This is a genomic window from Tateyamaria sp., assembly GCF_039940735.1.
GTDB lineage: Bacteria > Pseudomonadota > Alphaproteobacteria > Rhodobacterales > Rhodobacteraceae > Tateyamaria.
This window is the reverse complement of record NZ_JBDVGB010000035.1, coordinates 1-17445: the sequence shown is the minus strand read 5'-3', so window position 1 is coordinate 17445 and position 17445 is coordinate 1. Positions and strand designations below refer to the sequence as shown.

14 protein-coding genes and 2 riboswitches are annotated in these 17445 nt (G+C 55.5%); of the genes, 5 read left to right on the top strand and 9 right to left on the bottom strand.

What is annotated here, in order from left to right:
• Nucleotides 1-34: 34 nt before the first annotated feature.
• Nucleotides 35-2320 carry a glycosyl hydrolase family 28-related protein gene (locus tag ABJF76_RS06320; protein WP_413822074.1) on the bottom strand — a complete coding sequence of 762 codons (2286 nt, stop codon included), beginning with the start codon at nucleotides 2318-2320 and terminating at the stop codon, nucleotides 35-37.
• 202 nt (nucleotides 2321-2522) lie between these two features.
• Nucleotides 2523-2948, bottom strand: a complete 426-nt coding sequence (locus ABJF76_RS06315; protein WP_413822073.1) for a tellurite resistance TerB family protein — start codon at nucleotides 2946-2948, stop codon at nucleotides 2523-2525.
• 145 nt (nucleotides 2949-3093) lie between these two features.
• Here ABJF76_RS06315 and ABJF76_RS06310 point away from each other — a divergent pair, with 145 nt between their 5' ends.
• Entirely contained in the window at nucleotides 3094-4671 is a 1578-nt protein-coding gene (locus ABJF76_RS06310; RefSeq protein ID WP_413822072.1) for a lysine--tRNA ligase, read from the top strand.
• A 76-nt stretch (nucleotides 4672-4747) separates the two neighbouring features.
• On the top strand, nucleotides 4748-5149 hold the full coding sequence (locus ABJF76_RS06305) for a DUF4864 domain-containing protein (RefSeq protein ID WP_413822071.1): 402 nt from the start codon (nucleotides 4748-4750) through the stop codon (nucleotides 5147-5149).
• Here the strand turns inward: ABJF76_RS06305 and ABJF76_RS06300 are convergent.
• From ABJF76_RS06300 to ABJF76_RS06285, 4 genes are read right to left on the bottom strand one after another with little or no spacing between them, the layout of a single operon-like run.
• A complete protein-coding gene (locus tag ABJF76_RS06300; protein ID WP_413822070.1) occupies nucleotides 5146-5796 on the bottom strand; it encodes an ABC-type transport auxiliary lipoprotein family protein in 651 nt (216 codons plus the stop codon). The two genes, ABJF76_RS06305 and ABJF76_RS06300, sit on opposite strands and share 4 nt — an antisense overlap.
• Complete coding sequence (locus ABJF76_RS06295; protein WP_413822069.1) at nucleotides 5793-7574, bottom strand: MlaD family protein; 1782 nt, start codon at nucleotides 7572-7574, stop codon at nucleotides 5793-5795. The genes ABJF76_RS06300 and ABJF76_RS06295 overlap by 4 nt, the downstream gene beginning before the upstream one ends.
• 18 nt (nucleotides 7575-7592) lie before the next feature.
• Entirely contained in the window at nucleotides 7593-8384 is a 792-nt protein-coding gene (locus ABJF76_RS06290) for an ABC transporter ATP-binding protein (RefSeq protein WP_413822068.1), read from the bottom strand.
• Nucleotides 8381-9505, bottom strand: a complete 1125-nt coding sequence (locus ABJF76_RS06285; protein WP_413822067.1) for an ABC transporter permease — start codon at nucleotides 9503-9505, stop codon at nucleotides 8381-8383. The genes ABJF76_RS06290 and ABJF76_RS06285 overlap by 4 nt, the downstream gene beginning before the upstream one ends.
• A 216-nt stretch (nucleotides 9506-9721) precedes the next feature.
• On the opposite strand from ABJF76_RS06285, the gene ABJF76_RS06280 reads away from it, so the two are divergent.
• Both ABJF76_RS06280 and ABJF76_RS06275 read left to right on the top strand, forming a co-directional pair.
• A complete protein-coding gene (locus tag ABJF76_RS06280) occupies nucleotides 9722-10747 on the top strand; it encodes a glycoside hydrolase domain-containing protein (protein ID WP_413822066.1) in 1026 nt (341 codons plus the stop codon).
• 81 nt (nucleotides 10748-10828) lie between these two features.
• Nucleotides 10829-10920, top strand: a riboswitch (glycine riboswitch).
• Nucleotides 10921-10936: 16 nt separating this feature from the next.
• Nucleotides 10937-11044, top strand: a riboswitch (glycine riboswitch).
• A gap of 61 nt (nucleotides 11045-11105) precedes the next feature.
• A complete protein-coding gene (locus ABJF76_RS06275; RefSeq protein ID WP_413822065.1) occupies nucleotides 11106-12338 on the top strand; it encodes a D-amino acid dehydrogenase in 1233 nt (410 codons plus the stop codon).
• A 38-nt stretch (nucleotides 12339-12376) separates the two neighbouring features.
• Here the strand turns inward: ABJF76_RS06275 and dacB are convergent, their stop codons facing one another.
• Genes dacB through ABJF76_RS06260 form a run of 3 tightly spaced genes read right to left on the bottom strand, consistent with a single transcriptional unit; the run spans nucleotide 12377 to nucleotide 15066 of the window.
• Nucleotides 12377-13870, bottom strand: a complete 1494-nt coding sequence (dacB, locus tag ABJF76_RS06270) for a D-alanyl-D-alanine carboxypeptidase/D-alanyl-D-alanine-endopeptidase (protein ID WP_413822064.1) — start codon at nucleotides 13868-13870, stop codon at nucleotides 12377-12379.
• A gap of 47 nt (nucleotides 13871-13917) precedes the next feature.
• Entirely contained in the window at nucleotides 13918-14535 is a 618-nt protein-coding gene (locus tag ABJF76_RS06265; RefSeq protein ID WP_413822063.1) for a nicotinate-nucleotide adenylyltransferase, read from the bottom strand.
• Between the two features lie 60 nt (nucleotides 14536-14595).
• Nucleotides 14596-15066, bottom strand: a complete 471-nt coding sequence (locus ABJF76_RS06260) for an MOSC domain-containing protein (protein ID WP_413822062.1) — start codon at nucleotides 15064-15066, stop codon at nucleotides 14596-14598.
• Nucleotides 15067-15218: 152 nt separating this feature from the next.
• On the opposite strand from ABJF76_RS06260, the gene ettA reads away from it, so the two are divergent.
• The gene (ettA, locus tag ABJF76_RS06255) at nucleotides 15219-16874 is read left to right on the top strand and encodes an energy-dependent translational throttle protein EttA (protein WP_413822542.1); all 1656 of its coding nucleotides are present in this window, start codon (nucleotides 15219-15221) and stop codon (nucleotides 16872-16874) included.
• Nucleotides 16875-17445 lie beyond the last annotated feature (571 nt).

The window sequence follows — 17445 nt, the reverse complement described above, 5'->3', positions numbered from 1 at the left end:
CGGGCGGGCCATTTTTGACCCGCCCGCATGCTGTTTAGTTTTTGTCCATGCGCACCGTCGCACGTATAGACCCACTGACATCCGAACCGAATTCCAGAGTGAATTGATCGTCATTGGTGCCAATGCGCCCTCGGCCAACCGGTGCCGTATAGGTCCGAACATTGGAATTGTTCCGAATGTCGCTGATGGCCACAACTGAATCAACGAACTGACAATAGCTTTCAAAGGGCAACCGTTTGTCGGTGCCGATCGTCCACGTTCTCGCGGCCGAACTTTCCGTGTGATCCACGATCAGTGGGTTTTGGGCCTGCTCCTGAACGTTGTGAAACGAATTTCCATCGAAGGACACAGACCGGTTCCGATCATGGTCCAAATCAGAAAAGCTAGTATCGACGCGTTCTGCCCGTACCATGGTGCCATTGATGGTCCGGAACCGGTTGCCGCGTACAGTCACACCGTTCAAGAAATGCCCGCTACCGTGAGGCTTGACGATCAGATAGCTAAACCACGGCCCCACATCCCCCGACAGACAAACATTATCGGTCATGCTAAACGAACTGAATGAAAAGCCAGACGTGAATTCCGGCGTGCGATCACGTTCATTGGTCCATTCGATAAAGCAATTGTCGATATAGTTCCCAGTGACCACCGACGCCGTAAAGTTGTCTTGAAGGATAATTCCAGCCGTGCGCACACCGCCGGACACCCCATCACCTTGGAAAAAGTGATTGCCCATAATCAGATGGTTCTGCCCAGCCAAACACCCAAAGTGTTTAAACTGCGTCGCCCGACAATCACGAATTTTGGCGTCGTTTGCGTTGACATTAAAGCCAATGCTTGTCCGATCCTCAACGTTCTCGCTTTCTTCGGCCGACAAGAATTGGCAACGATCCAGCAACAGACCCTGACACCCTGTCCCATGAGACGAAAGACCACGGTCCTTAGGGCGACTAAAGAAACATTCTTGGAATTCGTAGGTCGAACCGGACGGCGTCAACAATACACCGGAGCACTTACCATTGCTCTGGAATTCGATGCCGGACATGGCGAACTTGGTCAGTTTAGAAAATCCGCTGAAATCGATCAGATACTTGAAACGTCGGAAGGTGTAATTTTGCGTTCCCGATGCATCAAAGGGTGAGGCATTTAATTCAATCGTTCCGGCTGCGACATTGACACTGCGAACGTAAATTTCACGCCCGACCCCATTGGCTTCGACCAATGAGCCGATAGGAATATTGGCGACATTGGTCACATTGCTCAGAACCCGCGCATTGGATGTGCTATAGGTTGCCTGACTGGTTACCACGATGGTGTCCCAGTTGTCGCCAGTGGCATCAAACTGGCCATTGCGGATAACGCGACGCGTATTGAATTGATCGCGGTTAGGAACTGCAGCCGCCATGTCTATGGTGTCAGTGACCTGTATGCGACGACCGCCCATATCAAGGCTTTCGTGGTCTGCACTGTTCAGCAACGCTTGAAACGCTTTCTTAAATGCTTCCTCTTCATCATCGAAGGCTTCGATATAAGTTGGAAGATCGTAACTTTTGCGCAGCAGCAACATTTTGTCGACGGGCATCGAAATCGTGCCCTCGAACTTGACCAACTCATCGATCGCAACATCTTGGTTCAGGCGGAATGTGCCAGCAGGAACCAAGATCGTGCGCCCGTCCGCGGCAGCGTTGGCGGCATCAAACGCATCACTGTCATCCGTCGTACCATCGCCCACAGCGCCATAGTCGCGCACATCCACAACCGATAGAATATCGCGAAAAAACACCGATGTGACGTCTTCAATCTCGATGTCATCGATGCGCACAACACCGCCATTGGCTCCAGTCAGATCAATACCGAAATGCCCATAGACGGGTTCAGCCCCCCAAACCAGATCGACGCCGCTCCGGTTTCCAGCGCCCACGATGGCCGAAACTTCAACCACCTCGCCATACGTGGTCAGCGCAACAGATGGACCCGTGGTGACAACATCCGAAACAGCCGACCCATTACCCTTAGCCGCAAAGCCGGACACCCGCACCGAAGGCAGGCTGCCACTGATCGCTTTGATACGGGCCGTCACCCGCAAATAGCAGCCCGGCAACAGCGGCGTTTCGCCCATAAAACGCACGCGCGTCGTGCTCGAAACCTTCTGCAGTTCCAACGCACCGCCAAAATCCTGATCGGCGGGTACAAAAGCCGCGTTAACTGCGTTTTGATAGGTATCCGTACCCGGCGTACCGTCGCCGCTCGACCAGACATTCAAGCCGTCTGCAAAGGCCGGTGGCATCAACAGCACACCCTCAGTAATCGCCTTGTTCATACATCTATCCCTTTTTGATGGACGGGCCGGGGGGATCCGACCTGTTCAAAAAGGGGAAGTATCAACGCATGGTTAACGCACTGTCAGAAGGCCGCGCGATGCCCAGCCTGCCAACGCAACGCGCAGACAAAACGAGTCTCCGAATTGAATTTCGCCACCCGGTCAACCGCTGCCGAACAAGCTGACCGGAACAAAACCTTGCTCAGACCGTCATATGCCGCGCACGCGATCCACGCTCAATCGCAGCGGCGTGTAGCCGATCAATCTCCAGCTCGTAACGGATCTCTTCGAGCAACCGCAGCTCCGCCTCTTCCAGCGACCCATCAGCCGCCGCCACATCACACGCCAACGCATAGGCCGTTTCGTTCAAATGGGCAGGCAAGGCATCACGTACCAAACCAAATAGTGCGTCCAAACCGTCTTCTTGTTCGAACAAATCAAACACCGTTTGAGCGGTCACATTCAGCCGATCCAGATCGTAATCCGCAAACACAGGCAGGTGGTTCACCGACGCATTGATCTTAACCAATTCGACCGTGCGAATATCCTCATCCGAGGCAGACACGGCAATCATCAACGCCACAAGCGCATCCTGCGCAGTAAGGCTCAGCTGTTCGGTCTCAGACATGTTCAATCCTTTTCACTCTGTTATGCCCTAAATATTGACGCCTGACGCCCCCCGCAATAGGTAGCGGCGGGATGTCGCCCCCATAAGGGCGCGTCAAATTGGCCCCTGCGCCGGGTACGGGCCGAATAAGTTAGGACAAAACCTTATGTCGAGTTTGCGTGACACTGCGATGACGAGCAAAGCATGGCCCTTTGAAGAGGCCCGCAAAGTTCTTAAACGCTATCAAAAAGCGCCTCCCGAAAAAGGGTATGTCCTGTTTGAAACAGGTTATGGTCCTTCGGGCCTGCCCCATATCGGCACTTTTGGCGAAGTCGCGCGCACATCGATGGTGATGCGCGCCTTCCAAGAACTCTCGGACATCCCGACCAAGCTGATCTGCTTTTCCGATGACCTTGACGGTATGCGCAAAGTCCCCGGCAACGTGCCCAACCCCGAAGCATTGCAAGAACACCTGCAAAAGCCACTGACATCCGTGCCAGACCCCTTTGGTACCCACGACAGCTTTGGCGCGCACAACAATGCGATGTTGCGCCGCTTCCTCGATACGTTCGGGTTTGAATACGAATTTATCTCGGCCACCGAATTCTACCGCTCCGGCCAATTCGACACCGTGTTGCTGCGCGCCGCCGAAAAGTACGACGACGTCATGAAAGTGATGCTGAAATCCCTGCGCGAAGAACGCGCGCAAACTTATTCCATCTTCCTGCCCATCCACCCCGACACCGGTCGCGTGATGTACGTGCCGATGAAAACCGTCGACGCGGCAAACGGCACCATCACCTTCGAAACCGAAGAAGGCAAAGAAATGACCCTGCCCGTCACCGGCGGCAACGTGAAATTGCAATGGAAGCCCGATTTCGGCGCACGCTGGGCCGCCCTTGGCGTCGATTTCGAGATGTACGGCAAGGATCACTCGACCAACACACCGATCTATGACCGCATCTGCGAAATCTTGGGCCACAAAAAACCCGAACACTTCACCTATGAATTGTTCCTTGATGAAAACGGGCAGAAGATTTCCAAAACCTCGGGCAACGGGGTCAGCATCGACCAATGGCTGACATATGCCAGCGCGGAATCCCTGTCGTATTTCATGTATCAAAAGCCAAAAACGGCCAAACGCATGTTCTTTGACGTGATCCCGAAAGCCGTTGACGAATACCACCAGCAACTGCGCGCCTACGCTGGCCAAGACGACACACAGCGGCTCAACAACCCGGTCTGGCACATCCATGGCGGCGACGTGCCTGCAAGCGACATGGTGGTTCCATTTGCCATGCTGCTCAACCTTGCGTCAGTTTCAAGCGCGGAAACCAAAGATACGCTTTGGGGCTTTATCCAACGTTACGCCCCCGACACAGGCCCAGAATCGCATCCTGGCATGGATTTGGCCGTGGGCTTTGCCGTGCGTTATTACAACGACTTCGTAAAGCCTGCCAAAACCTACCGCCTGCCCACCGATACCGAACGCGAAGCACTCGAAGCTCTGCGCGCAGAACTCGCGGCCTACGACGGCGATATCAATGACGAAGCCCTACAATCCGTGGTTTACGCCGTGGGCCGCGACCGCTTCGATCCTCTTCGTGGATGGTTCACTGCCCTTTACGAAGTGCTCTTGGGTGCCAGCCAAGGCCCGCGTTTTGGCGGGTTCATTGCGCTTTATGGCCTGCAAGAAACCATTGATCTGATCGATAAAGGACTGGCTGGCGAATTGGTGGGTTAAAGCCCACCGGCCTGCATACCCTTGGCGGACGCCTGAACTGCGCTATCATCTCCCTTACAAAAAGGGGAGATGATAGATGCGCAAATGGATCTTTGGCTTAGTACTGGCAACGGCCATGACGAGCGCCGCGTGGGCACAAAGCACCGAAGTCGAAAGCACAATCAACAGCCAGATCGAAGCCTTTCAGGCCGATAATTTCACGCAAGCCTTCGAATTCGCATCACCTGCCATCCAAGGCATCTTTGGCACGCCGCAAAACTTTGGGCGAATGGTGACCCAAGGCTTTCCCATGGTCTGGCGCCCTGCCGACGTGACCTATCTTGACCTACGCGAGATCAACGGGACGCTGCACCAGAAAGTACAAATAACAGACGCGGACGGGCGCGTGCATCTTCTGGATTACCGAATGATCGAAACCGATACAGGGTGGAAAATCAACGGCGTTCAGCTGTTAGAAAGCGCTGACCTAAACGCCTAGAAACGCGGCGCGCCATAGCTTGAAATTTCCCGAACGCTCCATTCAACCGCGCGGCGCATCGTGTTCCCCAACGCTTGATCGAAAGCCTCGGCGACTTTGGTTGCATCGTCCGTTTCGGACAAAGCCAGTGCTTCAAAGGAATCTGACGCAATAATGCGATCTGAAAAGGCATCAATCAGCTTGATGTTCAAACGTACATCAATCTCCAACGGCGCTTCCGGATCCTCTTGGGGTACAGTGGCCTGAAATTCGCGAATATCCGTCACAACCAGAAAATCTGCGCGCAGTCCGATCGCAGAACTCCCCACCGCCGGTACCTTGCCAGAGTTTTCAAAGCTCTCGATCAGGAGCGATTGAACGATCAACGGCGCACGATCCACCCAACGCGCACCCGGCAGATACTGAACCCGCAAAGGTGTCGGCTGTACTGCGATCTGATCTGTATCCACAGCAGCCGTCGCCGTCGGTTCTTCGACCGCGATCTGAAATTCCAAAGACGGCAATTTCTCATCAAACGTGCTTTTGGGCGACAACACATAAAGATCGTTCGGCGTCGTCGCAGCCGACAATCCTGAAAGAGCGGCACAGCCGGGCAAAGCCCCCACAAGCAACAAACACAAAGCCCATGGTTTCATTGTCATTTTCATCGGTCAAACCTTGAGTTTTGAGTACCAAGCAGAAAACGCGCAGGATCACGTTCAATTCTATTTACCAAACGATCGATGTTGCCAACAAGGCGGTTCGCTTCGTCGGTAAATTTAAGCAACGAAGGCAAGCCAAGGCGCAAAAAATCTGACAATTGACGTTCGTTGTCCTGAACAACCTGATCCAACGTCCCGGTTAAATTGGCCGCTGAAGCCGCTGCAGAAAGCACCTCGCTCGCAATCGAATCGATACTGCCAGACGCTTTGTTAATCGTCGACGTTAAGGCTGTGGCCGCGCCACGGAAATCGGTGATGATACCATCAATATCAGCGCTGGCGATAATCCGGTTGGCTGTCTCAAAGGTCGAGTTCGCAGTCGCCAAGGTTTCAGACGCATCTTCCATCGCCTCATATATCGCCGCGAGGGTTATATCAGAATTGGCAAACGTCTGGTTTGCGACCGCAATCAATTCGGTGCCATCATCCGCAAACTTAACAAAGCGATCCGCCACAACACTCGCACGACCACCGACGTCGTCAATCACGCGATTGGCTGTTTGAACAGTGGTGCGTAAATCACGAGTCATCGGCGTTAATTGCTCGTCGATATAGGTGTTGGCACGCGCCACAGTGGTGCGCGCATCCCGAATCGTGTTCTGCGCGTCATCCAACGCCACAGCGGCCGAATCCAGTGCCACGCCCCCCTGATCCGCCAGCGTATCGATGCGCCCAGCAACGCGTTGAACTTCGGTGCCCACTTCGGCAATGACCCGGTCAGCCGTCTGCGTTGTCGTACGCAGATCATCGGAAAGCGGCACAAGATTGTTGGCGCGGAATTCATCGATCCCGTCGATGACCGCGTTCGCAGTCACAAAGGTTTGGTTCACGGTGTCCAGCGTCTGCGTGGCACCATCCAGAACCACCGCGCCGCGTGTAGTCAAATCGCCAATCTGCGTGGCAATGACCGACGCCTGCCCGCCGACATCGTCAATCACCCGGTTGGCGGTCATCGTCGCGGTGCGCAAATCTTCGGCCAATGGCACCAGATTGGTGGTGGTAAAATCGCCAATAGTGGCCACCGTGCCATTCGCGGTTTCAAGCGCGCCGGTTGCTGTCGTCAGCGTGGTCTCAGCCGTATCAGCCAGCAAATCCAACCTCTCAGTAAAGACCGCAATCTCGCGTGCTGCAGATCCCAGATCGCCGGACAACGATTCAAAATCCTCCAGCACGGTATCAACACGCTCGGACGCCGACGCGAGGTTTCCCAGCAACACGCTTACGGCTTCCTTGTTCTCAGGATCAAAAACGTCGTTGATGTTTTCCAGCAGCACAACTGCACGGTCCAAAACCACCGGCGCTCCTTCAAACACCGATTGCAACGCGGTGCGTTCAGACGGGATTTCAGCGCCAGCGGGCAAGGCTGTCGATGTCTCTGATCCGCCCGAAAGACCGACAAAACCGACCCCCGTAACCCCCTGCGATTGCAGCTTGGCAACTGTTTCGGAATTCACTGGCGTGTCCGACGAAACCTCAAGCGTGACACGCACCATCGAGGAATTTTCTTCGTCCAACTCGATGTCGACAACCTGCCCCACCGGCAATCCATTATAGCGCACATCGCTTGCAGGGCCGAGCCCGGACACATCCGAAAACAGAACGTCGTAATAGGCGTATTGTTTGTCCACCTCGACCTTGGCGAACCACAATAAAAGCGCCAGCGCACCTATAATGCCACCAAGAGTGAACAACCCGATCAGGACGTAGTTGGCTTTGGTTTCCATTGCTTAACGCAACCTTCCTCAGGACTTTTCTTGGGCTGCGCGGGCGCGCGGTCCGGTGAAATATTCTTGGACCCAAGGGTGATCAATATCGGTCATCCCCTCGATCGGCCCTTCGAACAAAACCCGCTTTTCAGCAAGCACAGCAATTCTGTCGCAGATTGCATAAAGAGAGTCGAGATCATGGGTCACCATGAAAACGGTCAACCCAAGCGAACGCTTAAGTTCGTTGATCAGGTCGTCGTAGGCCGCCGCCCCAATCGGATCGAGACCCGCCGTCGGCTCATCCAAAAATACGATTCTAGGATCCAACGCCAACGCACGCGCCAGTGCGGCCCGCTTGCGCATGCCACCAGACAGCTCAGACGGCAGTTTGCCGCATGCCAAAGACGGCAAGCCCACCAACGAAACCTTAAGCCCACCAAGGCTACGCATCAAAGCCGGGCTTAAGTTCAAATGCTCGCGCATCGGCGCCATCACGTTTTGCAAAACCGTCAATGACGAAAACAACGCCCCATCCTGAAACGCGACACCCCATTGTTTTTCCACCTGCAACCGTTCTTTGCGGCTGCCATGCAACACGTCAGTACCCAACACATTGATCGTGCCAGCAGCAGGTTGGTTCAGCCCAACAATCGTGCGCAACAGTACGGATTTGCCCGTACCCGACCCGCCAACGATACCCAAAACTTCGCCTTTCCAAACATCAAGATCCAGATTGTCATGCACCGTTTGCGTACCGAACTTATTAACCAACCCGCGCACGGTGATCACCGCCTCGCGGTTGGGGTCTTGAGCCGGGGAAACGCTCACAAACCAAGCTCCGCGAAAAAGATGGAAAACACAGCATCCGCCACAATAACCAAGAAAATCGATTGCACCACAGACTTGGTCGTATGCCGCCCGACACTATCGGCAGAGCCCTGCACCTGCATCGCCTGCCAACACGCCACGATAGCGATGATGGCCGCAAAAAACGGCGCTTTGACCATGCCGATGATCAGGTGCCAAATATCGGTGTTTTCCTGCAAACGAGTCACGAACATACTTGGGCTGACCCCCAGTTCTGCCCAACTCATCAACGCGCCGCCAAGCAAACCAGAGATATTTGCGATAAAACCAAGGATCGGCAGCATAATGACCAAGGCAATCACACGGGGCAGCACCAACACCTCAATCGGATCAAGGCCAAGGGTGCGCATTGCGTCTAGTTCTTCACGCACCTTCATTGACCCAATCGAGGCGGTAAAAGCCGAGCCAGATCGCCCAGCCACAATGATCGACGTCAGCAAAATACCCAACTCGCGCAGGATCGAAATGGCGATCAGATCGACAACAAACACCTCTGCCCCGAACTGACGCAACTGGGATGCCCCCTGAAACGACAACACAACGCCGATCAGAAAACTCATCAAAACGACGATGGGAATGGCGTTGAACCCGACCTCTTGCATCTGGCTAACCAAAGCCGCAGCGCGCCAACGACGCGGCCGCACAACGCCAAAAACAAAGCGCGACAACACCTCACCGATAAAGCTCAGCAAAGATATGATCGACGCGCCAGCACCGGCTGTCGCCACACCCACGCTTGCAATCCAAGGCACCAAACCACCGGGCGGGGCCTCGATCCCCTCCTCCGTCGGCAGGGCTGCATAAACTGTTTCAATCAGCGCAGCACGATTCGAGGTCGCGTCGATCAAGGACACCGATACCCCCTGCCCTTCAAGCCGTGCTTTCAGACTGGCCACAAGCCACGCACCACTGGTGTCCAATGCATCAAGCCCATCAAGGTTGATCGCAAGACGGTCAACATCGGTATCCACACGCGCAAATTCAGCCTGAACAGCGTCCGTGTGTTCAATATCCAAATGCCCAGCAAGGCGCAGAATTCCCGCGCCGTTTTCATCACCGAAACTAAGGGTCGGAGCATTCATGAGTGTACCAACAGAATCCAGCAGAAGGATTTAAAAGCAGCGTGAATAATACTCTAATCAACGGGCGCAGCAATGGCCACAGCTTGCAACATCACAGGGCCCGTCCAAGCCGTGCGCGATCAAGGACACCCCTAGGATACATCTTGCGCCACCGCACAATCGCGCATAGCGTAAAATCATATTTTACACCTGTTTTCATACATTTGAGGTAAGCGCATGTTCGCCAAAATGACATTCTCAATCCTTGGCTTTTTGTGTACGGCCGTAACAGCACACGCCGCTCCGACCTGCTCGCCCGGTCACGATTATGGCGTGGCTGACTTTTCTGCGCCCATCACCGATCTGGCAGCACGCGACGGCACCAATGCGACGACCGAATTGTGGCGCTTGGGCATCGAAACGATCATCCGCTACTATGACCACCCCGACGAAACCATCCCCTGCAAAACGCTGGTGCCAGAAGAAACTGATTTCTTGCTCGACAACGGGTTTTCCATCGCCGTCGTCTTTCAACACCGCAACGACAGCCCGCTGACCTTTCTTGATGGGCGACGCGGCGCGCGTGATGCTGAACGTAGCCTTGAATTGGCGGCCGCCAACGGCCAGCCTCTTGGCAGCACGATCTACTTTGGCGTGGACGGCGTGGCCGAGGCACTGAAGGGCGCAAACTATCAATACGCCATCAACAAAGGTGCCGCGATTTCTGCCACCCAAGAGGCGGAAATGAAAGCCCGTATGGGAGCCGGCAACTACAAAAAACACGCCAGTTTTTACGAAATATTCCGCTCAAAACATCAGGAGTACTTTGGCCTACCCGGGGGCAAAGTTCCCCCCGAAGCGATCCTGCCTTTCATCGCACAATATTTCGAGGACATTCGCGACGTCTTCGACACGCACCGTGCGCAAACTGGCATAGGCTACGAAATTGGCGGATATGGCAGCGGTCTGGTCTGCGACGACTTACTGAACCGCGGGCTGATCAGTCGGTGCTGGCTTGCTCAATCCACAGGCTGGCCGGGGTACGAAGGGTTCTCGAATTCTGGCCGATGGGCCTTGCGCCAGCAACTTGTAACCAAATGCGACGGTTGGAAACGCCATTCTGGCGGGCGCGTGGAATTCGATTTCAACGAAGTCAGCCCACAAAACGAAGACTTCGGGCAATGGAACTATCTGGATGAACGCACCACCAGTTTCACCCGCCCCATTCGCAATCCCGCGGCCAGTTGTTACGTCGGGCCTTAAATATTGCTACTTTGTGATGCCCTGTGTGCAGCAATGGATTGACCAAACCCGTTCGCACTCCCTATATCGCACGTAGTCGACCAGACTGACATGGGAGAGCGCAGGACAATACCCTGCCACCGAAGGAGCAACGCCCCGACAAACTCTCAGGTACCAAGGACCGTGTCAGTCGCGCCCTCACCTTGGGCATATCGACGATCTGGAGAGCGGCCGGGATGAAACGCCCCCGGTCCACCGAAGGAGAAAGCGCCGCGCATGTGGCGTCAAGCTCTCAGGTAACGCGACAGATGGGGACGTGACTGGCAATTCCGCCAGTGTCGTCCGTGTCAAATGCGTTCCACTGGGGGAGTAACCCACAATGACCCATATCGCCGTAATCGGTGCTGGCATCACCGGCATCACCACCGCCTACGCGCTTGCCCGTCGTGGCTATGACGTGTCCGTCTTTGATCGCAATCGCTATGCCGCGATGGAAACATCCTTTGCCAATGGTGGTCAGCTTTCTGCATCCAATGCCGAAGTCTGGACCCGTTGGGGCACAGTGATGAAGGGCATGAAATGGATGTTCAACCGCGACGCCCCTCTGCTGGTAAATCCCAAACCCAGCTGGCACAAACTGTCTTGGATGGCGGAATTTGTCGGAAACATTCCCGATTACGAGGCCAACACCATCGCCACCGCCAAATTGGCGATCGAGGCGCGCAAGCACCTTTTGGAATTCGCCAAAGAGGTCGACGTTGATTTCGATATGGAACAACGCGGCATCCTGCACGTTTACAAAAAGCAATCCGAATTCGACCACGCACGACGTGTTAATGTGCTGCTAGAAAAAGCCGGGCTTGAGCGGCGCGAAGTCGGCCCGGACGAGGTTCAAAAACTCGAACCCGCTTTGCAAACCGACACGTTGGGCGGCTTTTATACTGAAAGCGATTTCACTGGCGACATCCACAGCTATTCCCGCAAACTGTCCCAAGGTTGCGAGAAAATGGGTGTGTCCTTCCATTACAAATCCATGGTCAGCCATATCGAACACACCGGCGACGGCGTGCGTGTGGATTGGAAAGAAGACAACGACAAACAAACCGCACAGTTCGACGGCATCGTTGTGTGCGCAGGTGTGGCCAGCAAAGCCATCGCATCCCAACTTGGCGACCGCGTGAATATTTATCCGGTCAAAGGGTATTCGATCACCGTCAACCTCGACGACGAAGCCAGCCAAAAAGCCGCACCATGGATGAGCCTGCTTGATGACGAAGCCAAAGTCGTCACCTCGCGTCTTGGCAACAACCGGTTGCGTATTGCAGGCACTGCGGAATTTAATGGCTACAACCTTGATATCCGCGATGACCGGATCAAGCCGCTGCGCGATTGGTGCGAAACGTTCTTTCCAACCGTGTCCACCGAACATTGCGTGCCATGGGCAGGCCTGCGCCCGATGTTGCCCTCAATGATGCCCCGTGTCGGACCGGGTGCAAAGCCAGGCGTGTTCTATAACACCGGGCATGGGCACTTGGGCTGGACACTTTCAGCGGCCACAGCCCAAGGTGTCGCGGATTCAGTCGATCTTTATCGCACAAGAAACGCAGCCTAAAGTAAGGCGCACCTATTGGTGCGCCACCCCTCCACCCATCAAACGCCGTAAATAGCACCCCAACGTTCAATCAATTGTTGCTGCATCGCCTTGGCGCGCCGGTTCCAACTGCGCCCACCTTGCGGTGACTCGCGTTCGGCTTTGGAAATGCGCGAACGCGTCGCCTCATCGGCCGCAAAGATTGCAAAAGCCAACACGCGCCCATTCGGGGCAGTCATATACCCCCCCAACCCCGAAACAAAATTCAGCGTACCCGTCTTGGCATCAACCTGAATGGGGTGATCCTTGATCAGCCGTCGATTGGCATCACGCATAGGAAAGCTCTTGAGGATCGGGCGCAACGCATTGCTGTCATAGGTTTTTAAAAGCGCCTGCACCATATCATCAGCCGTAATCTTGCTGGCGCTACCAAGCCCCGAATGATCGACCAGACGCAGATTAGACGTCCCAAGGGACTCCCCCGCCCAGCGGTTCATTTCCGAAGCCGAAGCCTTCAACCCCGACGGCACCCGCCCCGTGCGCTTGGCCGTTGCGGCCATTCCCACCATTTCCGCCGTGATATTGGTCGAAAAGCGCAGCATATCGCGCAGGATGGTACGCAAGTCATCGCTTTGGCGAGATACCAAGACAGTGCCTTGCGGCGCACGGTTCACCACCTCTGGGTTCTTCAGCACAATGCCTTGCGCTCGGGCCAGTGTTTGGAACACATCGCCAACATAAAGCGCAGGTTTGCGCACCGGCAGCCAGCGTGACCCGCTACCACCCAACGCACTTCTGGCAACAGTCCAGTCGTCACTGTTTCCACCATCACGATAGCCATACACAGGCGCACTGCGATCAACGATCTGCATTTTGGTCACATAGACCGTAGGGCGCAGACGGTCCGAACGCGCATCCATCGCGACATTGTATGCGCCACCCGAACGCCTCCATTCGAAATGCACCCGGTTGTAATTCAACGCGACCCCGGAAATCGCTGGGCTATAGCCCACATGATCAGGCTGATCGCGGTCGATGGTTTTCACATAGGGCAACGCCCCTTCAGCCACTTTAAACCCACCACGCACTTCGCGAATGCCACGTTCTTTTAGCGATGCAACCATCGCCGCCAACCCATTGGTGTCCAGCGTGGGATCGCCACCGCCCACAAAGATCAAATCGCCTGAAACAACGCCGCCCGAAACAGACCCCGTCGCAACAAGCTGCGAGGAAAAACGATGCCCAGACCCAAGCACATTCATCGCATAAAGCGCTGTAATCGCTTTGGCCACACTGGCAGGCGGCGTACCAACCTTGGCATTGCCACCCTCAAGCTTTTGCCCTGTCGTCGCATCGGCTACCGCAAATACAACTTGCCCATTCAATTGGGCCGCATCGACGATAGCATCAGCGCCTTTGATCGCCTTTTTGGCATGCTCAGCCCCGCGCACACTGGGGCGCAACGATTCAGTTGGCGGCGCGGCGCAAGCTGCCGTGGCAGCTGTACTACCGAGTAAACTCAGGAAAAGGCGGCGAGAAATAAAATCAGTCATAGCGGCATGTAACCCCAGCACGCAGGGGCAAACAAGCACTCAACGCATCACGTTTGCGCAGGTGCATTCCAGCCCCCCGCAGCACGGATCGCGCTAGATGACTGCCCCGACATTGGCACGTTCACAAAACACCACGCTGGCGCATCCGCGCGCACCAACGTCTGGCTTGCGCGCCCTGTGATCCGGTACGGCGCATAAAGCCGCGCGGCACGGCTTAATCGCGCAGAAATACGATCGTCCGGCCGGGCCAGCACACCAACCGGCACGTGATCCATGATCCATTGCCAATCTTGCCAGTGATGCAACTGCGCTAGATTGTCGGCCCCCATCAACCACACAAATCGAACGCCGGGATAACGCCGCATCAATGCCGCCAACGTCTGCGCCGTGTAGCGTGTTCCAAGGGTCCCTTCGATATCTGTGACCGTCACACGCGGGTCTTGGATAACGCCACGCGCCCGCTCCATGCGCTGATCTAATGGAGCAGGGCCATGCGCTTTCAACGGATTTCCAGGGCTGACCAACCACCAAACCCGCGTCAGACCAAAGCGCTTCATCGCCTCACGGGTGATATGCGCGTGCCCCTCGTGGGCCGGATCAAAGGACCCCCCCAACAGGCCAATCGTTTGGCCCGATCGCGCAAAAGGAAGGGAATGACGTTTCAAAGCGTGGTCCTGAGCATACACATTGGCGACGCGGAACCGGACCGTAGTTGGCCGCAATTGTCAATCAAGCGGGCACACCTTGTCACCAAGTCGCACAAGGCCCGGCTGCACCACTTGCGCGCACCATCCTCCGTGACCACGCACAGCCGAATACCCTCCATAACCAAAGGTCTCCTCCATCCGCGAACAGGGCGCACAGATCGTCGTTAGCTGCAAAACAGCCGTGCCGATTGTGATGGAACGCCCCTTAAGGGCTGAAAGATTCAGACCCGCGATCACAAAATTACGCCGCAAATCCATTGGTTGCACCGGATCGCCCCCGAGATACTGACCAATGACTGGCAGATGTTCAGCCTGCACAAGGGTCACCGCCCGCTTGCCGGGGCGCCCATGGTCGCCTTGCAAACCATGGTCTGCAATCTCGACGACATCGACCGGCACAACGATGTCCCGCCGTGCGGGACGCAAGCCGATCCAATTGACCCGGCCCGGCTGCGCAGATCGCGCCATCATCGCATGTAAATCGCTCATAAACGCTCCCCCACTCTGGTCCTAATAAGACACGGGCAGACCCACAAGCCACATGCAAATGACCCAAGCGCGCCTCCCGCCATTGCACCCTGCCATTTGCCCCTGTATCTGACGGTCAAAACCAGTGTTTCCCGCCCGAAAAGGAGCGCGCCATGGCCGCTTATCAATACGTCTATCACATGTCTGCCGTCTCCAAGACCTATCCGGGTGGCAAAAAGTGCTTTGAAAACCTGCACCTAAACTTCCTACCCGGCGTCAAAATCGGCGTGGTCGGCGTGAACGGCGCGGGTAAATCCACCCTGATGAAAATCATGGCCGGGCTCGACAAAGACTTTTCTGGCGAGGCTTGGGTCGCAGAAGGGGCCAAAGTCGGCTACCTGCCGCAGGAACCCTACCTTGATCCAGCCCTGACGGTGCGCGAAAATGTGATGCTGGGCGTGGCCAAGAAAAAGGCCGTACTGGATCGCTATAACGACTTGGCGATGAACTATTCTGACGAAACTGCCGACGAAATGGCTGCCCTTCAGGATCAGATCGACGCCGAAAACCTTTGGGACCTCGACAGCCAAATTGACGTATCGATGGAGGCCCTGCGCTGCCCACCAGACGATGGCGATGTCACAACACTGTCAGGCGGCGAAGCGCGCCGTGTCGCGCTATGCAAGCTGTTGCTTGAAGCCCCTGAAATGCTGTTGCTCGATGAACCGACCAACCACCTTGATGCGGAAACCATCGCTTGGCTGCAACAGCACCTGATCGACTACAAAGGCACGATCCTGATCGTGACCCACGACCGCTACTTCCTTGATTCCATCACCGGCTGGATTCTGGAACTTGACCGCGGCAAAGGAGTGCCATGGGAAGGCAACTATTCCTCTTGGGTCGAACAAAAGGCCAAGCGCCTCGAACAAGAAGCCCGCGAAGACAAAAGCCGCCAGAAAACTCTGGAACGCGAACTTAAATGGATGCGTCAGGGGGCCAAAGCCCGTCAGGCAAAATCCAAAGCCCGGATTAGCGCCTATAACGACATGCTGGACACGTCCGAACGCGAAAAGTTGGCCTATGCCCAGATCGTCATCCCCAACGGCCAACGTCTTGGCGGCAAGGTGATCGACATCGAAGGTCTGACCAAGGGCATGGGCGACAAGCTGTTGATGGAGAACCTGACCTTCTCCATTCCACCCGGCGCGATTGTTGGCGTGATCGGTCCCAACGGCGCGGGTAAATCGACGCTGTTCAAAATGATCACCGGCCAAGAAACGCCCGACGCAGGCACTGTCGAAGTCGGCGATACGGTCGAACTGTCTTATGTGGATCAGTCGCGCGACGACTTGAACGCCGATGACAACGTCTGGGAAGCGATCTCGGGCGGGGCCGAACTGATTGTGTTGGGCGACGCCGAAGTGAACTCGCGCGCCTACTGTTCGTCCTTCAACTTCAAGGGCAGCGATCAGCAAAAGAAAGTCGGCAAGCTGTCAGGCGGCGAACGCAACCGCGTCCACATGGCCCGTCTGCTGAAAGAAGGCGGTAACGTGCTGCTGCTCGATGAACCGACCAACGACCTCGATGTCGAAACTCTGCGTGCTTTGGAAGATGCACTTGTCGATTTCGGCGGCTGCGCCGTGGTTATCTCGCACGACCGCTTCTTCCTTGACCGGATTTGCACGCACATGCCGGCCTTTGAAGGCGAAGCGCATGTGGAGTGGTTCGAAGGCAACTTTGAGGATTACGAAGAAGACAAAAAGCGCCGTCTGGGCGCGGATGCGATGGAACCAAAACGGTTGAAGCACAAGAAGTTCGCGCGTTAACGTTGAACTTTACGAAGTAAATTCAACGGGTGCGAGGCAGGGTATGCGCAAGCATGCCTGTCCGCATTCCAAGAACAAACGCAAAACATCCTTGCAGAATCGCAACGCGCTCACTACCTTAGATAGTGGCAGCGTTGGTACGATGTACCAGTGCTTGTTGACGTAGCGGCCCCGGATGGGCAACCCGCGAAACCAACTCGAAACTGCAAGCGCTTAGCGGCGCTATGTCGAAACCTTTGCGGGAAGTAGGCTAAGGCGGTCCGACAGGTCTCTAGGCGATGCCTAGAGTAATCTGAGCCGGAAGTTGTCGGAACGAGAGCGCCAAGTGATCATAGGTGCAATCAACTGCTAGCAAGGGCAGTATAATCTACTGAGCGAGTGAAATCGCTCGACCGGTCGGGCATCGCAAAAGGCTAAGGCTCATGCGTTTTTTGACCATATTGAAAGGGCGAGTGTCCTATCGCGATTTTGTCGCGACAGTGGCCCTCTTGCTAATGATCATAGATTTATTTCTGTGAATTTGGGCGGTCTTCGGACCGCCCTTTCTTTTCAGCAAGCTGTACCTGGTCCC

What these genes read in the sequence shown, in the direction of transcription:
- ABJF76_RS06320 (WP_413822074.1), bottom strand. Translation starts at nt 2,320, where the DNA reads ATGAACAAGGCGATTACTGAGGGTGTGCTGTTGATGCCACCGGCCTTT.
- ABJF76_RS06315 (WP_413822073.1), bottom strand. Translation starts at nt 2,948, where the DNA reads ATGTCTGAGACCGAACAGCTGAGCCTTACTGCGCAGGATGCGCTTGTG.
- ABJF76_RS06310 (WP_413822072.1), top strand. Translation starts at nt 3,094, where the DNA reads ATGTCGAGTTTGCGTGACACTGCGATGACGAGCAAAGCATGGCCCTTT.
- ABJF76_RS06305 (WP_413822071.1), top strand. Translation starts at nt 4,748, where the DNA reads ATGCGCAAATGGATCTTTGGCTTAGTACTGGCAACGGCCATGACGAGC.
- ABJF76_RS06300 (WP_413822070.1), bottom strand. Translation starts at nt 5,796, where the DNA reads ATGAAAATGACAATGAAACCATGGGCTTTGTGTTTGTTGCTTGTGGGG.
- ABJF76_RS06295 (WP_413822069.1), bottom strand. Translation starts at nt 7,574, where the DNA reads ATGGAAACCAAAGCCAACTACGTCCTGATCGGGTTGTTCACTCTTGGT.
- ABJF76_RS06285 (WP_413822067.1), bottom strand. Translation starts at nt 9,505, where the DNA reads ATGAATGCTCCGACCCTTAGTTTCGGTGATGAAAACGGCGCGGGAATT.
- ABJF76_RS06280 (WP_413822066.1), top strand. Translation starts at nt 9,722, where the DNA reads ATGTTCGCCAAAATGACATTCTCAATCCTTGGCTTTTTGTGTACGGCC.
- ABJF76_RS06275 (WP_413822065.1), top strand. Translation starts at nt 11,106, where the DNA reads ATGACCCATATCGCCGTAATCGGTGCTGGCATCACCGGCATCACCACC.
- dacB (WP_413822064.1), bottom strand. Translation starts at nt 13,870, where the DNA reads ATGACTGATTTTATTTCTCGCCGCCTTTTCCTGAGTTTACTCGGTAGT.
- ABJF76_RS06260 (WP_413822062.1), bottom strand. Translation starts at nt 15,066, where the DNA reads ATGAGCGATTTACATGCGATGATGGCGCGATCTGCGCAGCCGGGCCGG.
- ettA (WP_413822542.1), top strand. Translation starts at nt 15,219, where the DNA reads ATGGCCGCTTATCAATACGTCTATCACATGTCTGCCGTCTCCAAGACC.